Below are 16,557 nucleotides of genomic sequence, written 5' to 3' on the forward strand. Positions count from 1 at the left end.
GACCTGGTCGCCCGACTCACGAGGAGGTGCGTCATGGCAGGACAGAGCCCGCTCGACGCCGTCGACCCGAGGCTGCTCCGGCTGCTGCGGGAGGAGCTCGTGGCGATCTCGCGCCGCGCCTACGAGCGCGGCCTCGTGCCGGGCGTGAGCGGGAACAACAGCCTGCGCATCCCCGGCACCGACCTGCTGCTCATCAAGACGACGGGCTGCTGCCAGGGCGACATGGACACCGCCGACACCGTCGTGATGACGCTGGACGGCGAGGTCCTGGAGCCCGGGCGGCAGCCCTCGAAGGAGTGGCGGTGGCACTCGGCGATCTACCGGGCGCGGCCCGACGTCGGGGCGGTCGTGCACCAGCACCCGCCCTACGCGGTGGCGTTCGCCGTCGCCAACCGGGTGCCGCCGGTCGTCCACACGGCGGCCCGCGGCCACCTGCGGCGGATCGCCCTGGTGGACCTGCTCCCGGCCGGCTCGGAGGAGCTGGCCGACCAGATCACCGAGCTGTTCTCCGACCCGGAGCTGCGGGTGGCCCTGATGCGCGAGCACGGGACCATCGCGGTGGGGCCGGACCTGCGGACCGCCCACTACCGGACGGAGTACCTGGAGGACAACGCCCGCGTCGCGCTGCTGGCGGCGCAGGCCGTGGCCCTCTCGCCGCACGACCACGTCCGCCTGGCCGAGGACCTCGCCCCGCTGGCCGAGGACGCCTGACGTGGCCGCGGCCCCCGTCGTCGCCGTCCTGGCGACGCTCGACACGAAGAGGGAGGAGGCCGTCTTCCTCCGGGACCGCATCATCGACAACGACGGCGAGGCGGTCGTCGTCGACATCGGGCTCAGCCCGGCGGACGACCCGGTCGCGACGGTCCCCGCCTCCGCCGTCGCCGCGGCCGCGGGCCGGGACGTGCCGGGGCTGCGGGCCGGCCCGCGGGACGAGGCGATGGCCGCGATGGGGGCGGGGGCGGCCGCCCACCTGACCCGGTGGTACGACGCCGGACGCCTCGACGGGATGATCGGGGTCGGCGGCAACCAGGGCACCGCGGTGGCCTCCATCGCGATGCGGGCCGTCCCGATCGGGGCGCCGAAGCTGCTGATCTCGACGGTGGCGTCGGGGAACGTGCGCAAGTACGTCATGGACTCCGACATCGCGATGCAGTTCTCGGTGGCGGACCTGCTCGGCGGGCCCAACATCGTCACGACGTCGATCCTGGACACCTGCGCCGCGGGCATCGTGGCCATGGCGCGGGCCGCGGCGCGGTACCGGGCCCGGGCCCGGCCGCGGGCCACCGCGGTGGCGGTGACGGCGTTCGGGAACACCGAGGCCGCCGTCGTCCGCGCGGTGGCCGCCCTGCGGGAGCAGGGCTACGAGATCGTGCCGTTCCACGCCTCCGGCGCGTGCGGGTCGGCGATGGAGCGGCTGATCCGGCAGGGGACGCTCCAGGCCGTGCTGGACATGACCACGCACGAGCTGCTCGGCGAGCTGCACCCGCGGGACATCTACGCGCCGGTCCGGCCCGGTCGCCTCACCGCGGCCGGGGAGATGGGCATCCCGCAGGTCGTCGTCCCCGGGGGGCTGGAGTACCTGTGCTTCGGCGGCGTCGACGAGATCCCCGAGGCGTACCGGGGTCGCCCCACCCACGTCCACAACCCCTACAACACCAACGTCCGGACGACGGCGGAGGAGCTGGCCGCCGTGGGCGAGCTCATGGCGGAGCGGCTCAACGCCGCCACCGGCCCGGTCGCCGTCCTCGTCCCGCTGCGCGGGTGGTCCCACGTGGGCAGCCCGGGCGGCGTCCTGCACGACCCCGCCATCAACCAGGCGCTGATCGACGTCCTGGGGGCCCGCCTGCGGAGCGACATCCCCCTGACCCTGCTCGACCTGTCCATCAACGACGAAACCTTCGCCGTGACCGCGGCGCAGACCCTGACCGACATGGTGGGAGCCCCCACCGCCGTGAGGTGAAAACATGACCACGACGTCAGCCGCCCCCGGGCGGCGCACCGACGAGCAGATCCCCGAGAGCATGCGCGCCGCCGTGCTGTTCGGGCCCGGCGACATGCGGGTGGTGGACAAGCCCGTCCCGCGCCCGGGCCCCGACGAGGTGCTGGTGAAGGTCGCCATGTGCGGCATGTGCGGCACCGACCTGAAGATCTACGACGGCCACTTCCCCGGCACTCCCCCGTACGGCGAGTACACCCCCGGCCACGAGTGGACCGGCACGGTGGTCGCGGTGGGCGAGACCGTGGACGAGGTGGCGCCCGGGGACCGCGTCTGCATCGAGGCGCACCACGGGTGCGGACGCTGCGACAACTGTCTCGTGGGGCTGTACACCGCCTGCCTGAACTACGGGAACCGCAAGAAGAACCACCGCGCCTCGGGCATGACGACGGACGGCGGGTTCGCCGAGTACGCGCTGCACAACGTGGCCTCGCTGTACAAGATGCCGGACAACGTCTCCTTCAAGGACGCCGTGCTCATCACGACCGCCGGCACGGGGCTGTACGGGCTCGACGCCACCGGCGGGTACATCGCCGGCGACGACGTGGTCGTCTTCGGGCCCGGACCGGTCGGCCTCATGACGGTCCAGGCGTGCAAGCAGCTGGGGGCGCGGAACGTCATCCTCGTCGGCACCCGCCCGAGCCGGCTCGAGATGGGCAAGAAGCTCGGCGCCGACCACGTGATCAACAGCCGCGAGACCGACGCCGTCGCGGAGGTGAAGAAGCTGACCGGAGGGGGCGCGGACCTGGTCATCGAGACCTCGGGCGCGACCGCCACCCCGCAGCAGTGCGTCGAGACCGTGCGGCGCGGCGGGAAGATCCTCTTCGTCGCGTTCTACCCGGAGCCCGTCACGTTCGACCTCACCGCCGTGGTGCGCAGCGACGTCACGATGTACACCACCCGCGGCGAGGGCGGGAACAACGTCAAACGGGCCGTGGCGCTGGCCGAGATGGGCCGGCTCAAGGGCGAGGAGCTCGTGACGCACGAGTTCCCGCTCGAGGACATCTCCGAGGCGCTGCGCGTGGTCCGCGAGCGCGACGGCGACCCGCTCAAGGTGGTCGTCGCCTTCTGAGCCGTCTACCTGCATGAGGGCCGCTCGGGCCCGGACCCCGTCCGGGCGGCGTTTTCCGCAGGCAAGCTCCGCCCGGACCGGGACCCCGCCCGGGCGGCGCTTGTCGGGTGGACGCGCGCCGCACCGGCCGCACCCCCCGGCTGTGTCTGTCGCGGCGTCTGGCCAGCGGCGGCGCCCGGGCGGCACCAGGAGACAGCCCCGGGCGACAACGTCCGGGCAGCACCAGGAGACAGCCCCGGGCGACGACGTCCGGGCGGCACCAGGAGACAGCCCCGGGCGACGACGTCCGGGCGGGGTATGTTCTTCGGCGAATATCAGGCCCGCGGGAACGACGCGAGCGTGGCTCGCAGGAGTGCAGCGTGGAGCGTTCGCGATGGCGGAGCGGGAGTCGCGTGAGCCTGGCTCGCAAGAGTGCAGCATGGAGCGCGCGGGTCAGCCGAGCGGGAGTGGCGCGAGCCGGGCTCTCACCTCACCCTCGCCGCTCAAACTGAGGGAAAAACACACCTTGCCCGTGCGGGCCCTGGAAAGGACCCCACGACGTCCCCGCGTCGGCCGAAGCTGCGCCGTGGCTGCCGGCCGGGGTGGTAGGTAGTTTGCTGCGGAGGTCCCTCGCCCCGCGGCGGGCCGACCCACCTGCCCGACGGCGGCCGACGCGCTGCCCACCCCCAGCACCGGAGGAGGAGCGGCCCATGATCTGGTGGTCGGTGCTCGGCGCCGCCCTGATCGGGACGGCCCTCTGGGACGTCTTCCACACGTTGTGGCACCCGAGCGGGCAGGGGCGGCTCGGCCACACGGTGATGGCGCTGGTGTGGCGGCTGTTGCGGCGCCGCCGCCCGCGCCTGCGCCAGCTGGGCGGGCCGCTGGCCATGGTGACCGTGCTGCTGGCGTGGGTGGTGCTGGTGGGCCTGGGCGGAGCGCTGGTGTTCTGGCCGCACCTGCCCGGCGGCTTCAACTTCGCGTCGGGGCTGGACCCGTTGCGCGGGGAGTTCGTGGACGCCGTCTACCTCTCCCTGGTCACCCTCACCACTCTGGGCTTCGGCGACATCGTCCCGACCAACCCGTGGCTTCGCCTGTTCGCCCCGCTCGAGGCGCTGATCGGGTTCGCCCTGCTCACCGCCGTCGTCTCCTGGGTGCTGCAGGTCTATCCCGCGCTCACCCGACGACGGGCGCTCGCCCTGCGCCTGGCGTTCCTGCGCGACGCCGGCACGCTCGACAGCCTCGACCGGCTCAGCGCCCCCGCCGGGGCCCGGATCCTCGACGGGCTCGCCACCGCAGTCGTCCACGCCCGGGTGGACCTGACCCAGTACGCCGAGACCTTCTACTTCCAGGAGAAGGAGCCCGACGCCACGCTCGCGGTCACCGTGCGGTACGCCCACGACCTGGCGTGCGCCGGCGAGCGCTCCGAGCACGCGGAGGTCCGGCTGGCCGCGCGGACGCTCGGGCGGGCCCTGGACGACCTCGCGCAGCTGCTGGACGAGCAGTTCCTGCACCGCGGCGGCGACACCGCCGACGTGCTCGCCGCCTACGCCGACGCGCAGACGGGCCCCTGATCCGCCCCGGCCCGGGGTCGCGCCGACCGGCACCCGGTGGGCGGCGGCGACTCGCGCGTCAGGCGGGGGTGCCAGGAGCGCCCCAGCGCTCCTCGACGCGGCCGAGGCGCCAGACGGCCAGGCTCAGCAGCCAGGCGCCGACGAACACGGCCACCAGCGCGTAGCCGACGCTTCCCAGGTCGAGGCCCGCGGCCCACCCGAGCACGCCGCCGGTGGGCTCGACGTGCTCCGCGAGGAGCTGGAGCAGCACCACCGAGCCGATGCCGAGCGCGGCCACCACGGACAGCACCGTGACGGTGAGGTTGTAGTAGACCATGCGTACCGGGGCCAGGAAGGCCCAGCCGTAGGCGCGGGCCATGAGCACGCCGTCGGCGGCGTCGAACAGGCTCATCCCGGCGGCGAAGAGCACCGGCAGCACGAGGATGGCGTACCACGGCAGCGTCAGGGCCGCGGTGCCGCCGGCGAGCACGAGCAGGGCCACCTGCGTGGCGGTGTCGAACCCGAGCCCCATGAGCAGCCCCACCGGGTACATGTGCCACGGCTTCGTCACGCGCCGGGTGAATCGGCCCAGCAGGCGCGCCATGACGCCGCGACTGTTGAGCAGCCGCTCCAGCTCGCGCTCGTCGAGGGCGGCGCCGCGCATCTCGCGGAAGACCCGCACGATGCCCCGCACCGACCCGAGGTTGAGCAGCCCGATGAGGATGAGGAACGTCCCGGCGACGACGGAGCCGACCAGGCCGAGCGTCTGCTGGAGGGAGGAGCCGCCGTCGGCGACCGGGCCGGCGACAGCGCGCAGACCGAGCGCGAGGAGCAGGGAGAGCCCGAAGACGACGCTGGAGTGGCCGAGCGAGAACCAGAAGCCCACGCTCAGCGCGGGGCGGTCCTCGCCGACGAGCTTGCGGGTGGTGTTGTCGATCGCGGCGATGTGGTCGGCGTCGAAGGCGTGCCGGACCCCGAGGAGGAACGCGGTCACGCCGAGGCCCACGCCAAACACCCCGGCGCTGCCGACGGTGAGCCGCTGCGGGGCGACGGCGAGGAGCAGCACCCCCCACCCGAGGACGTTGAGCAGCAGCACGGTGGCGGCCATGCCGGCGAGCGAGCGCTTCTCGGCCCGGCCGAGCCGCGCGCGGCCGACGGCCCGGGATGAGGTGGTCGTGGTCACGGGGCGTGTCCTTTCCGGAGCGGCGGGACTCAGAGGAGCGGGGGGGGCTCAGAAGACTGCGGGGTCGGGACCGCTGCGGGTCAGAACAGCTGCGGGATGCTGCTGGCGGCCGTGTACACGGCGACCGCCACCAGCAGGATCGTGAAGGCGAGGTTCAGGCGCGCGGGGCTCACCCGCGAGGTGATGCGGGCCCCGACGAGGCTACCGACCACGGCCGCCGCGGTGAACACCCCGACCAGCGCCCAGTCGAGCGTGACGTCCTGGCCCAGGCGGGAGACCAGCGAGCTCGCGCTGTTGATGGTGATGACCACCAGCGAGGTGCCCACGGCCACGGGCATCGGCAGGCGCAGGACGACCACGAGCGCCGGGACGACGGCGAAGCCGCCGCCCACCCCGAAGAACCCGGTCAGCAGGCCGACCCCGGTGGCGGTGAGCAGCAGGGTGCCCGCCGCCCGGCAGTCGCACCGGAACGGGCGGAGCGTGAGCATCGGGCTGGTCCGCGCCTCGGGCTGCTCACGCCCGGCCGCCCGGGCGCGGGCGGCCGAGCGCCGTCGTCGGGTCATCACCCCGGCGACGACGAACATCAGCCCGGCGAAGGCGACGAGCAGGACGTCCGGGTCGACGCTCGCGGAGAGCAGCGAGCCGAGATAGGCGCCGCCCACCCCGAGGAGCCCGAAGACCACACCCTGGCCGAGCCGCACCCGGCCGGCCCGCGCGTGCGGGACCATCCCGATCAGCGTGGTGACCCCGACGATGACGAGGGACGCCGTCGTCGCGGTCCGCGGGTCCTGGCCCAGGGCGTAGACCAGGGCCGGGACGGTGAGGATGGACCCGCCCCCGCCGAGGGCGCCGACCGTGATCCCGACGACGACCCCCAGCGGGACGGCGAGCGCGAGCAGGGCCGGGCTCACGCCGAGGCGGGGGCCTGGTCGGAGACGACGGGCAGGCCGGCCGGCGCCGCGGAGTTGGCGAAGCTGTCGTCGACGGCGACCACGCGCCGCCCGGTGGCGGCCACGAGGGACGCGGCGATGGAGGCGCGGTAGCCGCTGGCGCAGTGGATCCACACCTCGCCCCGGGGCACCTCGTCCATGCGGGTGACGATGTCGTGGATCGGGATGTGCACGGCGCCGTCGATGTGGCTCTCGCGCCACTCGCTGGCCCGGCGCACATCCAGCACGGTGACGGTGCGGTGGTGGCGGACCTGCTCGAGGTCGGCGAAGCTGGCGGTGGTCAGCGCGGCGAGCGGGGCGTCGGTCCACTCCTCCGGGCGGCCCGTGGCGGCCGCGGCCGGGCGGTCGATGCCGATGCGGGTGAGCTCGCGCTGGGCCTCGGCCACCTGCTCGGGGCTCTCGCCCAGCAGGGTCACCGGGGTGCCCCACGGGATGAGCCAGCCGAGGTAGGTGGCGAACTGGCCGTCCAGGCCGAAGTTGAACGTGCCGGGCACGTGGCCGGCGGCGAAGGCGGTCCGGTTGCGCAGGTCCACCAGCCACTCCCCCGCCTCGAGTCGACGGCGGAGCTGCTCCTTGTCGGCCCGCTCCGGCTCGGAGAGGTCGGCGGCGGTGGGGCCGGCGGAGTTTGCCGGGCCCATGTGCACGTAGTAGGCGGGGTAGGCGTCGAGCCCGGCGAGGGTGTCGGCGACGTAGTCCTCCTCGTCCTGGGACATCACCGGGTTGATGAGGCGCTCCTGGCCGATCGTGGAGGAGGTCGTGTCGCCGCCGGCGGAGGTGGCGGCGCAGAAGCTGCCGAACCCGTGGGTCGGCATCACCTTGGTCTCGTCGCTCAGCTCGGCGGCGAGCTTGCGCGCCGAGCTGTACTGGTGGCGGGCGAGCTCGTGGGTGTGGGCCTCGCCGAGCAGGTCGGGGCGGCCGGTGGAGCCGAAGAGCAGGGAGCCGCCGGAGAACACCGCGGGGTCCTCCCCGTCGAGCACGTAGGACAGGTGGGTGAAGGTGTGCCCGGGGGTGTGCATGGCCCGCACCCGCAGCTCGGGGCTGACCTCGACGACGTCGCCGTCGCGGATGCCGCTGCGCTCGAAGGAGACGTCGTCCTCCGCGTTGACGTGGTACTCGGCGCCGGTCTGCTGCGCGAGGGCGTAGCCGCCGGTGACGTAGTCGTTGTGGATGTGGGTCTCGAAGACGTGCATGATGCGCACGCCGGCCTTCTCGGCGGCGCCCAGCACGCGGTCGATGTCGCGCTGGGGGTCGACGACGAAGGCGACCTCGCCGTCGTGGACCAGGTAGCTGCGGTCGCCGAGGGACGGGGTCTCGATGGAGATGATCGTGGTGGCCATCAGTGGGTCCTTCCGGGTGGTCGCGGCGGGTGCTCGCGACGGGGTCGGGTGTCGGTGTCGGGGCTGTCGGTGGTCAGGACAGGTCGGCGTGCGAGCCGGTGACGACGGGGTTGCCGGCACGGATCCAGCCCTTCGTCCCGCCCTGCACGGAGCGGGCGTCGACGCCCACGCGCTCGAGGTAGTCGGCGGCGCGCAGGCTGCGGTTGCCGCTGGCGCAGATCACGTACACCGGCTGGTTCGTCGGCAGCTCGCCGGCCCGCGCGGGGACCGTGCCGAGCGGGACGAGCAGCGCCCCGGGGACGTGGCCCTCCACGTACTCGGCCGGCTCGCGGACGTCGACGACGAGGGCGCCGTCCGCCCGGGCGGCGGTGAACTGGTCGATGGAGACCTCGGCCATGAACTGGTTCCTTCCGGTTGGTCGATACCCCTGGGGGTATGTCTTCGGGAGCCTACAACGACCGGCTCGCCCGGCGCATTCCCGCAGCCGAGGTGGGTCCGGCAGTCGCCGCCGGATGACGGCACACCGGGCTGCCGAGCGGCGACACAAAGACCGCCGAGCTTTGGCGCGCAGGCCGGCGAGCGGCGCGGCGCCGACAGTCGTGCTGGACAGACGCTATACCCCCTGGGGTATCCTGGCGACCGTAACCACGACCTCACCGAAGGAGTCCCCCATGTGCAGCCCCGCCCGATGCAACCGCTGCGGCAAGGTCACCTGGACCGGCTGCGGCATGCACGTCGACGCCGTCATGGCCGACGTGGAGCCCACGCAGCGATGCACCTGCCGCTGACCACCCCGCCCGGTAGGTCGTCGTCGGGTACGTCGTCGTCGCGCACGTCGTCGCCGGGCGCGGCCGGCGAGGCCGACCTCGCCGAGCTCGTGCGGGCTCGCCGGCAGGTCGCCGTCGAACGTCTGACCGCGGCCGCGGGGAACGCCTCGCTGTGCACGCTGTCGCGCTCGGGCGAGCCGCGGCCGACGGTGAAGTACCTCGAGGGCGCCGTCTCCGCGTTGTCGGACGTCCAGCGCACGCTGCGCGGCCCGGCGCACGACCCGGCCGCAGGCCCGGCGGCCGCCGCGGCGGTCAGCGCGGTCCGCGAGCGCTGGGTGGCCCGGCGCGGGCAGTCCGCCGCGTCGTCGCCGGCCTGGCAGGCCTACCTCGACGGCGCCGTCGACGAGCTCGACGAGCTCGCCGCCGCCGTGGACGGGCGCGCCGAGGCCCTGCCCGCCGAGGACGGAGGACGGACGCCGCAGCCTGCCGAGACGGCTGCCCAGCAGCGCCAGGCGACCAGTCACCAGCAGGCCGCGGAAGCGAGCCCGCCCAACGCCACCCCCACCGAATCGCTCTCCCTGGTGACGTCACGGCCCACTCCCAAGGTCCCCTGGCCGCGCCGCCGGACCGTCGCGACGGCGGTGCTCGCGCCCGCGCTCTTCGCCGCCCTCGTCGCCACCGGCGGCGGCTGGACGCCGCTGGCCGCCCCGGCGTGGACGGCGCTCGTGACGGTGACGTCGGTCGTCGGCGCGGCCACGCTGTCCACCTACCTGCCTCTGCCGGGTCAGGGGCGGCGGCCGAACGTGGGGTGCACCCCGTGCGCGGCGGTGTCGGCGATGACCGTCCTGGGCGCCGCCTGGCTGCTCGGCTCGGCGCCGCTGCAGCCCACGATGGCGGCCGTGGCGCTGGCCGCGGTGACGTTCGGGCTGGTCCAGCGCGTCACCGGCGCCGGGGCGAGCTGCGCCACCTGACCACGACACACCGAGGGCCGGCCCCGTCCGTACGGATGGGGCCGGCCCGTCGTTCGCCAGCCGTCAGGGCAGGCGGCGGACCCCCAAGGTGTCCTCGCCGTCGCCGTCCCAGTCGCCCACGCGCACCACGTCATCGGCCCGGCCGTAGGCCAGCACCAGGTCGGCCGCGCCCCCGCCCAGGGTGTTCTTCACGTGGTAGACGTTCCCGCGCCGCACCGTGAAGGTGTCCGTCCGGTCCCCGTCCCAGTCACCGACCACCACCGCGTCGGTCGCCCGCCCGTAGGGCACCACCCGGTCCGCCGCGCCGGCCGCGATCGAGTTCTTGACGTGGTAGATGCTCCCGCGGCGCACCGTCAGGGTGTCGTCGCCGTCGCCGTCCCAGTCACCGACCAGCACCTCGTCACCCGCCCGCCCGTAGACGACCACGCGGTCGGCCGGGCCGGACGAGACGTCGTTCTTCACGTGGTAGGCGCTGCCGCGCCGTACGGCGAGGGTGTCCTTCCCGTCGCCGTCCCAGTCGCCGACGAGCACGACGTCGTCCGCCCGGCCGTAGGCGAACACGCGCTCCGCCTCGCCGCCGCCGAGCTTGTTGTTGACGTAGTACAGGTTGCCGCGGCGGACCATGATCGTGTCCGAGCCGTCGCCGTCCCAGTCCCCCACCAGCACCTGATCGGTGTGGCGGCCGTACTGGAAGAGGTGGTTCGCCTTGGCCGTCCACGCGTCGTTGAGGAAGAAGCCGTACCTCGGCTCCGCCGGCGGCGCCGCGGGGGTCAGGAGCGTCATCGCCGGGTCCACGCCGATGATCCAGAACAGATCCTCCGGGAGGTCGTCCGTGAGCACCGGCCAGTCGTAGCCGTACTGCGGCTCCGCGGCCACGACGACGTACGGGTTCTCGAAGGTCGCGCCGAGCTGGGACACCCAGTACGACCCATGGTGAGCGAGGAACCACCGGTCCTCTTCCACGAGGTAGACGTAGTAGTCGATGCCCTCGACCTCGGGGATCTCGATGCTGGCGACCGTGCGGGTGCTGCGCCCCTTGTACACCGGCGCCTTGGGGGTGCCGGGGGTGAGGAGCTCCTCCAACGGTTCGCCGACGTACACGAGCTCGAGCTCGTAGGACTGCTGGGAGCCCGCCGCCAGGTCCAGACCCTCGGCGAGGCCCACCGGACCGCCGTCCTCGTTCGGGCCGGCGGGCCGGAGCTCGTAGTCGCCCTCGGGGTACGTGACGGTGACGTCGAGGTGGCCGGCGTCCACCGTCCACTCGCGCGAGACGTACCAGCCGTACAGGCCGTCGGCCTCGTCGACGCTCTCACCGGTCAGGACCGGCTCGGAGGCCTGGCCGCCGACGCTGATGGAGAACTCCGCGGGGTCGTACCAGGCGAGGTCGTCGATCCGCAGCGCGAGCCGCACGGTCGGGGCGACGTCGTCGTAGCTGACCGACCAGGTCTCACCGTCCCACGAGCCGTCGCCGTCGCCGTCGACGCCGGTGCCGTCGTGGCTCAGGAGGTAGCCGGGCACCTCGTCGGGCAGGGAGATCGACGCTCCCTCGGGCAGGTCGTAGACGAAGGTGATGACCTCCTCGAGCGCGGTGCCGCCCTCGGCCACGGTCGTGGCGACCGCGGCCGGGACCGGCGCGTCGTCGAGGTCGACGACGATCGGCGCGACCAGCGACGGGTCCTCGAGGACGCCGGTGCCGTCGTCGTGGGTGACGCGCACCTGGATGGTCAGCCGTTCCGTCACGACTGCCGAGGCGGGGGCGGCCAGGCCCCCGACGACCGCGACGGCGAGGACCGCCGCGGCCGAGATGTGGGTTCGCTTCATGTGCTGTCCGGGCGGTTCGGCGCCCGGCTCCTTTCGTGACGTGGCCGAGGCCGTGGGTGGCTCTACTGGCGCCATTTGGGCAGCGAAGACGGCCTGCACCGTGGCCCCGCTGGAATTCTGGCCGGGAACCGTCGCCGGCGGAGTGCTTTTACGACTGACATCGGCGCCAATCCGCCGGGCAACAACTGGCAACCGGTGGCCACGGTTCGCCAGGCCGAGGATGGTGACCCACAGCACCCGACGTATCGCGACCGTAACCCCGGGGGGACCGGGCCCGGCTCGCGCCGACGGGTGCCACCAGGCATGCGGGCGCTGCCGCCCCATGCGTGAACGAAGGTCAGAGGGGACCACTTGATGAACGCCAGAACCAGATCGCGGCGCCGGGGGCTGCTCGCGATCGCCGCCGCCGTGCCGCTCACGCTGAGCGCGGCCGGCATCGCCGTCGCCGACACCGTCACGGCACCCACCACGCAGGCGTCCGACACGGCCGAGCTGCCGTGGATGGACACCTCGCTCTCGCCCGAGCAGCGCTCCGACCTGCTGGTCGACGCCCTGACGCTGGAGCAGAAGGTCCAGCAGCTGCACGGCAGCTCCGCGCCGACCCCGGAGCTGCTCCCCGAGTGCAACGGCACCAACTCCTCGGGCGGCTACGGCACGTTCCGCAACGTCACCGGCATCCCGGAGCTGGGCATCCCGACGTTCCGGATCACCAACGGGCCGGTCGGCGTCGGCTACGGCGACTGCACGCCGCAGGAGCCGGCGACGGCCCTCCCGGTCGCCCTCGCCCTCGCCGCGGGCTTCGACCCCGACCTCGCCTACCAGTTCGGCGATCTCGCCGGCCAGGAGAGCCGCACCCTCGGCCTCCACGAGTTCGAGGCGCCCGGCATCAACCTCGCGCGCATCGCCAACGGCGGCCGCAACTTCGAGTACTTCGGTGAGGACCCCTATCTCTCCGGCGTGATCGCGGCCGCGGAGGTGAAGGGTGTCCAGGACAACGACGTCATCGCGATGGCGAAGCACTACGTGCTCAACGACCAGGAGAAGGACCGCGGCAACGTCAGCGTCGAGGTCGACGAGTCCGTGCTGCACGAGCTGTACCTGCTGCCGTTCGAGATGGCCGTCAAGGACGGCGACCTGGGCTCGATCATGTGCTCGTACAACAAGATCGACGGCGTGTACTCGTGCGAGAACGACTACACCCTCACCACCGTGCTGCGGGACATGTGGGACTTCGAGGGGTACGTGCAGTCGGACTTCGGCGCCACGCACTCCACCGCACCGTCGCTGAACGCGGGCATGGACCTCGAGATGCAGAGCGGCCGCTACATGACGATGGCCAACATCGAGGCCGCGCTGGCCGACGGGTCCCTGACCATGGCCACGATCGACCAGGCCCTCGACCGCCGCTACACCCAGATGTTCAAGTACGGCATCTTCGACCGGCCGATCACCCGCGCCCCGATCAGCCCGGAGAACGGCCAGGTCGCCCGCGAGATCGGCGAGCAGACCTCCGTGCTGCTGAAGAACGAGGGCGACTTCCTGCCGCTCGACGCCGAGGTCGGCACCATCGCGCTGATCGGGCAGAGCACCTACGTCGACCAGGCCGTCGCCGGCGGCGGCGGCAGCTCCCGCGTCGTCCCGACCTACACGGTCGACGCGCTCGAGGGCCTCGAGAACGCCCTCGCCGAGCTCGGCTCGGACGCGACCGTCAACAAGGTCACCGTCGAGAAGGACCTCAGCAACCTCGACGCCGCCGTCGCCGCCGCCTCGGAGGCCGACGTCGTCGTCGTCATGGCGGGCCTGGTCACGGCCGAGGGCCGCGACCAGCTCACGGCCGACAACAAGCCGATCCTCAACCTGCCCGACAACCAGGACGCGCTGATCTCCGCCGTCGCCGCGGCTAACGCCAGCACCGCCGTCGTCCTCAAGGACGGCGACCCGGTCCTCATGCCGTGGCTCGACGAGGTGCCCTCGGTCCTCGAGGCCTGGAACCCCGGCCAGGAGGACGGCAACGTCGTCGCCAACCTGCTGTTCGGTCTGGCGAACCCCTCCGGCAAGCTGCCGGTGACCTACCCGGCGTCGGTGGACGAGACGCCCACCGCGGGCAACGAGGCGGCCTACCCCGGCCTCGACCTCGACGGCGTGCGGAACTCGCGCGGCAACCTCACCGTGGACGTGGTCCGCTACGAGGAGGGCCGCGAGATGGGCTACCGCTGGTACGACGCCAACGACGTCGAGCCGCAGTTCTCCTTCGGGCACGGCCTGTCCTACACCGACTTCGAAATCTCGAAGCTGACGGTGACGCCGAAGGTCCAGGACGGCACGAAGGCCATCAAGGTCCAGTTCTTCGTGGAGAACACCGGCGACGTCGCCGGCGCCGAGGTCCCGCAGGTCTACCTCGGCCTGCCCGAGTCGGCGAACCAGCCGCCCAAGCGCCTCGTGGGGTTCGACAAGGTCGAGCTGAAGCCGGGCGAGAAGCAGCACGTCTCCATCACCATCGACCCCGCCGCCAGCAACCACCCGCTGTCCGTGTGGGACGCCGAGGCCGACGCGTGGACGACGCCGGAGGGTGAGTTCGACGTCTACGTCGGCAACTCCTCCGACAACATCACGCTGCAGGAGACCGTCACCGTCCGCACACCCGCGGGCCGCTGACGCGGGCGGCCCGGACGGCACCCCAACTGCCGCCGTCCGGGCCACCCGACCCCGAGGCCCCCGAACCGCTCCTGGTTCGGGGGCCTCCGTCGTGCCGTGGCGGCGCGCCGGTGATCAGCCTCGGTCACGCAGATACCGGGCCACCTCGCTTCGCCTACCATTCTCCCAAGCCTGCGCCGAGGACGGCGCGGTCGTCGCGGTCGCTGGAGGTGCCATGACGGCAAGCGTGCGCTCTGTCGCCAAGGCCGCCGCTCTTCTCCAGGCGTTCAACCGCGAGCACCAGGTGCTGACGGTTCGAGAGCTCGCGGCCGCCACCGGAATCCCGCGCAGCACCTGTCACGCCCTGTGCCAGACGCTCGTGGAGACGGGCCTGCTCGAGATCCACGACGTCGAGGGATACCAGCTCGGGCGGTCTCTCGCGATGCTCGGTGGTCAGGTGATCGAGCGAACCGGTCTCATCGACGCCGCCGTCGGCCCTGCCTCGACGATCCTGGCGAACACCCGCACCGAGATCCACGTCGCTCAGTACGTCCCCACCGGGATCGTCTACCTGCTCCGCCTGCAGAACGGCCGCCGGCTGCCCAACCAGAACAAGACCGGCAGGCACTGGCCGCTTCACACGAGCGCCTGCGGCATGGCCGTCTACGCCGCCCTCCCAGAGGCTGCCCGCGAGAAGCACGCGCGTGACCTGCCTGAGCAGAGCCTCACCGCCCTCACCGACGCGTCCCGCGACTTCCTGCGCCACGGCTACGTCATCTCCAACATCAGCCAGGAGGGCTTCCGCAGCGTCGGCGCCCCCATTCTCGACCAGCACGGCGAGGTGGTCGGGGCCATCGGCACGGGCGACGCACGAACGCTGATGACGCCGGCCCGCACCCACGAGATCGGGCTGGCGGTGCGCCGGACCGCCGAGGCGATTTCACGGGGGCTCGGGTTCCTGCCGTCTTTCACGCCCGGCGGGCGCCGAGGTTGACGGCTTCGGGCGGGTCTGTCCGTATCTGGTGTCCAGCGATGCCGGACACGACGTGTGCTCCAGGTCACATCGCTTCCTAACGTCACCCCATGGCTATCGACACCGCGCTCGCAGCGCCACACTCCACCCTCCCGGACAATCCCATCCAGTCCCTCGCGGAACGAGACCTGCGTTGGGCCCGTCTTCACGCCGCCATGGAGAGCGAGGGCTACGACGCCCTGCTGTTCGCGGCCGCCGACTACCGGGGCCACAAGGGAAGCCTCCGTTACATCTCCAACTACAACCTCTGCCACCGTTACGGCTACGCCGTGATGTTCGCCGGCGAGGAGCCGATCGTCGTGCTTCCCCAGAACCTCGAGGCGGACCGGCGGCCGGCGTCCCGGTGGGTCAGCGACTACCGCTTCCCGTACAACCTCGGGTCGGGGCTCGCGGAGATCCTCTCCTCCAAGGGCACACACCTCAAGGTCGGCATCGTCGGCCTAGGTCAGGTGATGAAGGTCGAGGACTACCTCGCTGTCACGACGGCGCTGCCCACCAGCACGTTCGAGGACGCCTCGGCGCTGTTCGACCGGGTCCGCGCGATCAAGAGCCCGGCCGAGCTCCGCGCCGCCGGGGAGGGCGCCTACATCCTCGACGCCTGCTTCGACCGTCTGCTCGAGGTCGCCCGCCCTGGGATGACCGAGCAGCAGGTCGCCGCCGAGATGTTCCACGTCGGGTCCCGGCTCGGCGGGCAGGACCCGCTCTTCCTCACCATGTATGCGGAGCAGTGGGGCGAGACCGCGCGCGCCACCTTCGGCCAGCCGGAGGACCGGGTGCTCGGCGTCAACGACGTCTTCACGTTCTCCTACGAGATCGTCGGCCCGTCCGGCTACTGGGTCGAGCTCTCCCGGATGGTGACCTTCGCACCGCCCAGCGACGCCGTCGGGCACATCGGGAACGCCGTGGCCCTCGGGATGGAGGCGGCACGCGCCGCCCTCACGCCGGGCACCCCGCTCGGGGACGTCCAGCGCGAGGTCATCTCGGCCGTCGAGGCGCAGGGCGCCCGGTCCGAGTACTGGTCCGGGCACGGACTCGGCATGGACGTCCTGGAGGAGCCGTGGGTCGGCCTCGACGTCGTCCAGGACTCCGGCAAGGCCGGCGCGGTCACGACGACGGAGTCCGGCATGGTCCTGACCATCCACCCCACGCTGTGGGACGAGACCACCCGTGCCATGGGGTACATGGCCAACACGTTCGTCATCGACGACGGCGGAGCGAAGGCGCTCTCCCGTCACCCCGTCACCATCCACACGATCTCCTGAAG

At 72.6% G+C, this 16,557-nt stretch carries 13 protein-coding genes; 8 read left to right on the forward strand and 5 right to left on the reverse strand.

Going from position 1 to position 16,557, the window contains the following annotated elements; all coding sequences use genetic code 11:
• The first annotated feature begins 33 nt into the window (after nucleotides 1-33).
• From KZX45_RS09405 to KZX45_RS09420, 4 genes are all read left to right on the forward strand, one after another.
• The gene (locus tag KZX45_RS09405; RefSeq protein WP_248257476.1) at nucleotides 34-711 is read left to right on the forward strand and encodes a class II aldolase/adducin family protein; all 678 of its coding nucleotides are present in this window, start codon (nucleotides 34-36) and stop codon (nucleotides 709-711) included.
• A 1-nt stretch (nucleotide 712) separates the two neighbouring features.
• Entirely contained in the window at nucleotides 713-1,960 is a 1,248-nt protein-coding gene (locus tag KZX45_RS09410) for a Tm-1-like ATP-binding domain-containing protein (RefSeq protein WP_248257477.1), read from the forward strand.
• 4 nt (nucleotides 1,961-1,964) lie between these two features.
• Nucleotides 1,965-3,068, forward strand: coding sequence for a zinc-binding dehydrogenase (locus KZX45_RS09415; RefSeq protein ID WP_248257478.1), 1,104 nt, complete (start codon nucleotides 1,965-1,967; stop codon nucleotides 3,066-3,068).
• Nucleotides 3,069-3,757: 689 nt separating this feature from the next.
• Complete coding sequence (locus KZX45_RS09420; protein WP_248257479.1) at nucleotides 3,758-4,618, forward strand: potassium channel family protein; 861 nt, start codon at nucleotides 3,758-3,760, stop codon at nucleotides 4,616-4,618.
• Between the two features lie 58 nt (nucleotides 4,619-4,676).
• Here the strand turns inward: KZX45_RS09420 and KZX45_RS09425 are convergent, their stop codons facing one another.
• From KZX45_RS09425 to KZX45_RS09440, 4 genes are all read right to left on the reverse strand, one after another.
• Nucleotides 4,677-5,780: a HoxN/HupN/NixA family nickel/cobalt transporter gene (locus tag KZX45_RS09425; protein WP_248257480.1), complete on the reverse strand. Its 1,104-nt coding sequence runs from the start codon at nucleotides 5,778-5,780 to the stop codon at nucleotides 4,677-4,679.
• Nucleotides 5,781-5,860: 80 nt separating this feature from the next.
• Entirely contained in the window at nucleotides 5,861-6,691 is an 831-nt protein-coding gene (locus tag KZX45_RS09430; RefSeq protein WP_248257481.1) for a sulfite exporter TauE/SafE family protein, read from the reverse strand.
• Nucleotides 6,688-8,067: a rhodanese-like domain-containing protein gene (locus KZX45_RS09435; protein ID WP_248257482.1), complete on the reverse strand. Its 1,380-nt coding sequence runs from the start codon at nucleotides 8,065-8,067 to the stop codon at nucleotides 6,688-6,690. The genes KZX45_RS09430 and KZX45_RS09435 overlap by 4 nt, the downstream gene beginning before the upstream one ends.
• 73 nt (nucleotides 8,068-8,140) lie before the next feature.
• Nucleotides 8,141-8,464 (reverse strand): rhodanese-like domain-containing protein, encoded by a 324-nt coding sequence (locus KZX45_RS09440; RefSeq protein WP_248257483.1) that lies wholly within the window; start codon nucleotides 8,462-8,464, stop codon nucleotides 8,141-8,143.
• A 375-nt stretch (nucleotides 8,465-8,839) separates the two neighbouring features.
• Here KZX45_RS09440 and KZX45_RS09445 point away from each other — a divergent pair, with 375 nt between their 5' ends.
• Nucleotides 8,840-9,805 carry a hypothetical protein gene (locus KZX45_RS09445; protein WP_248257484.1) on the forward strand — a complete coding sequence of 322 codons (966 nt, stop codon included), beginning with the start codon at nucleotides 8,840-8,842 and terminating at the stop codon, nucleotides 9,803-9,805.
• A gap of 63 nt (nucleotides 9,806-9,868) precedes the next feature.
• Here the strand turns inward: KZX45_RS09445 and KZX45_RS09450 are convergent, their stop codons facing one another.
• Nucleotides 9,869-11,626, reverse strand: a complete 1,758-nt coding sequence (locus KZX45_RS09450; RefSeq protein ID WP_248257485.1) for a hypothetical protein — start codon at nucleotides 11,624-11,626, stop codon at nucleotides 9,869-9,871.
• Between the two features lie 354 nt (nucleotides 11,627-11,980).
• On the opposite strand from KZX45_RS09450, the gene KZX45_RS09455 reads away from it, so the two are divergent.
• The 3 genes from KZX45_RS09455 (at nucleotide 11,981) to KZX45_RS09465 (ending at nucleotide 16,555) form a co-directional block, all read left to right on the forward strand.
• Complete coding sequence (locus KZX45_RS09455; protein WP_248257486.1) at nucleotides 11,981-14,281, forward strand: beta-glucosidase; 2,301 nt, start codon at nucleotides 11,981-11,983, stop codon at nucleotides 14,279-14,281.
• Nucleotides 14,282-14,495: 214 nt separating this feature from the next.
• The gene (locus KZX45_RS09460; RefSeq protein WP_248257487.1) at nucleotides 14,496-15,254 is read left to right on the forward strand and encodes an IclR family transcriptional regulator; all 759 of its coding nucleotides are present in this window, start codon (nucleotides 14,496-14,498) and stop codon (nucleotides 15,252-15,254) included.
• Between the two features lie 89 nt (nucleotides 15,255-15,343).
• Entirely contained in the window at nucleotides 15,344-16,555 is a 1,212-nt protein-coding gene (locus KZX45_RS09465) for a Xaa-Pro peptidase family protein (protein WP_248257488.1), read from the forward strand.
• Nucleotides 16,556-16,557 lie beyond the last annotated feature (2 nt).

The sequence above is a fragment of the Georgenia sp. EYE_87 genome (assembly GCF_023148685.1).
GTDB lineage: Bacteria > Actinomycetota > Actinomycetes > Actinomycetales > Actinomycetaceae > Georgenia.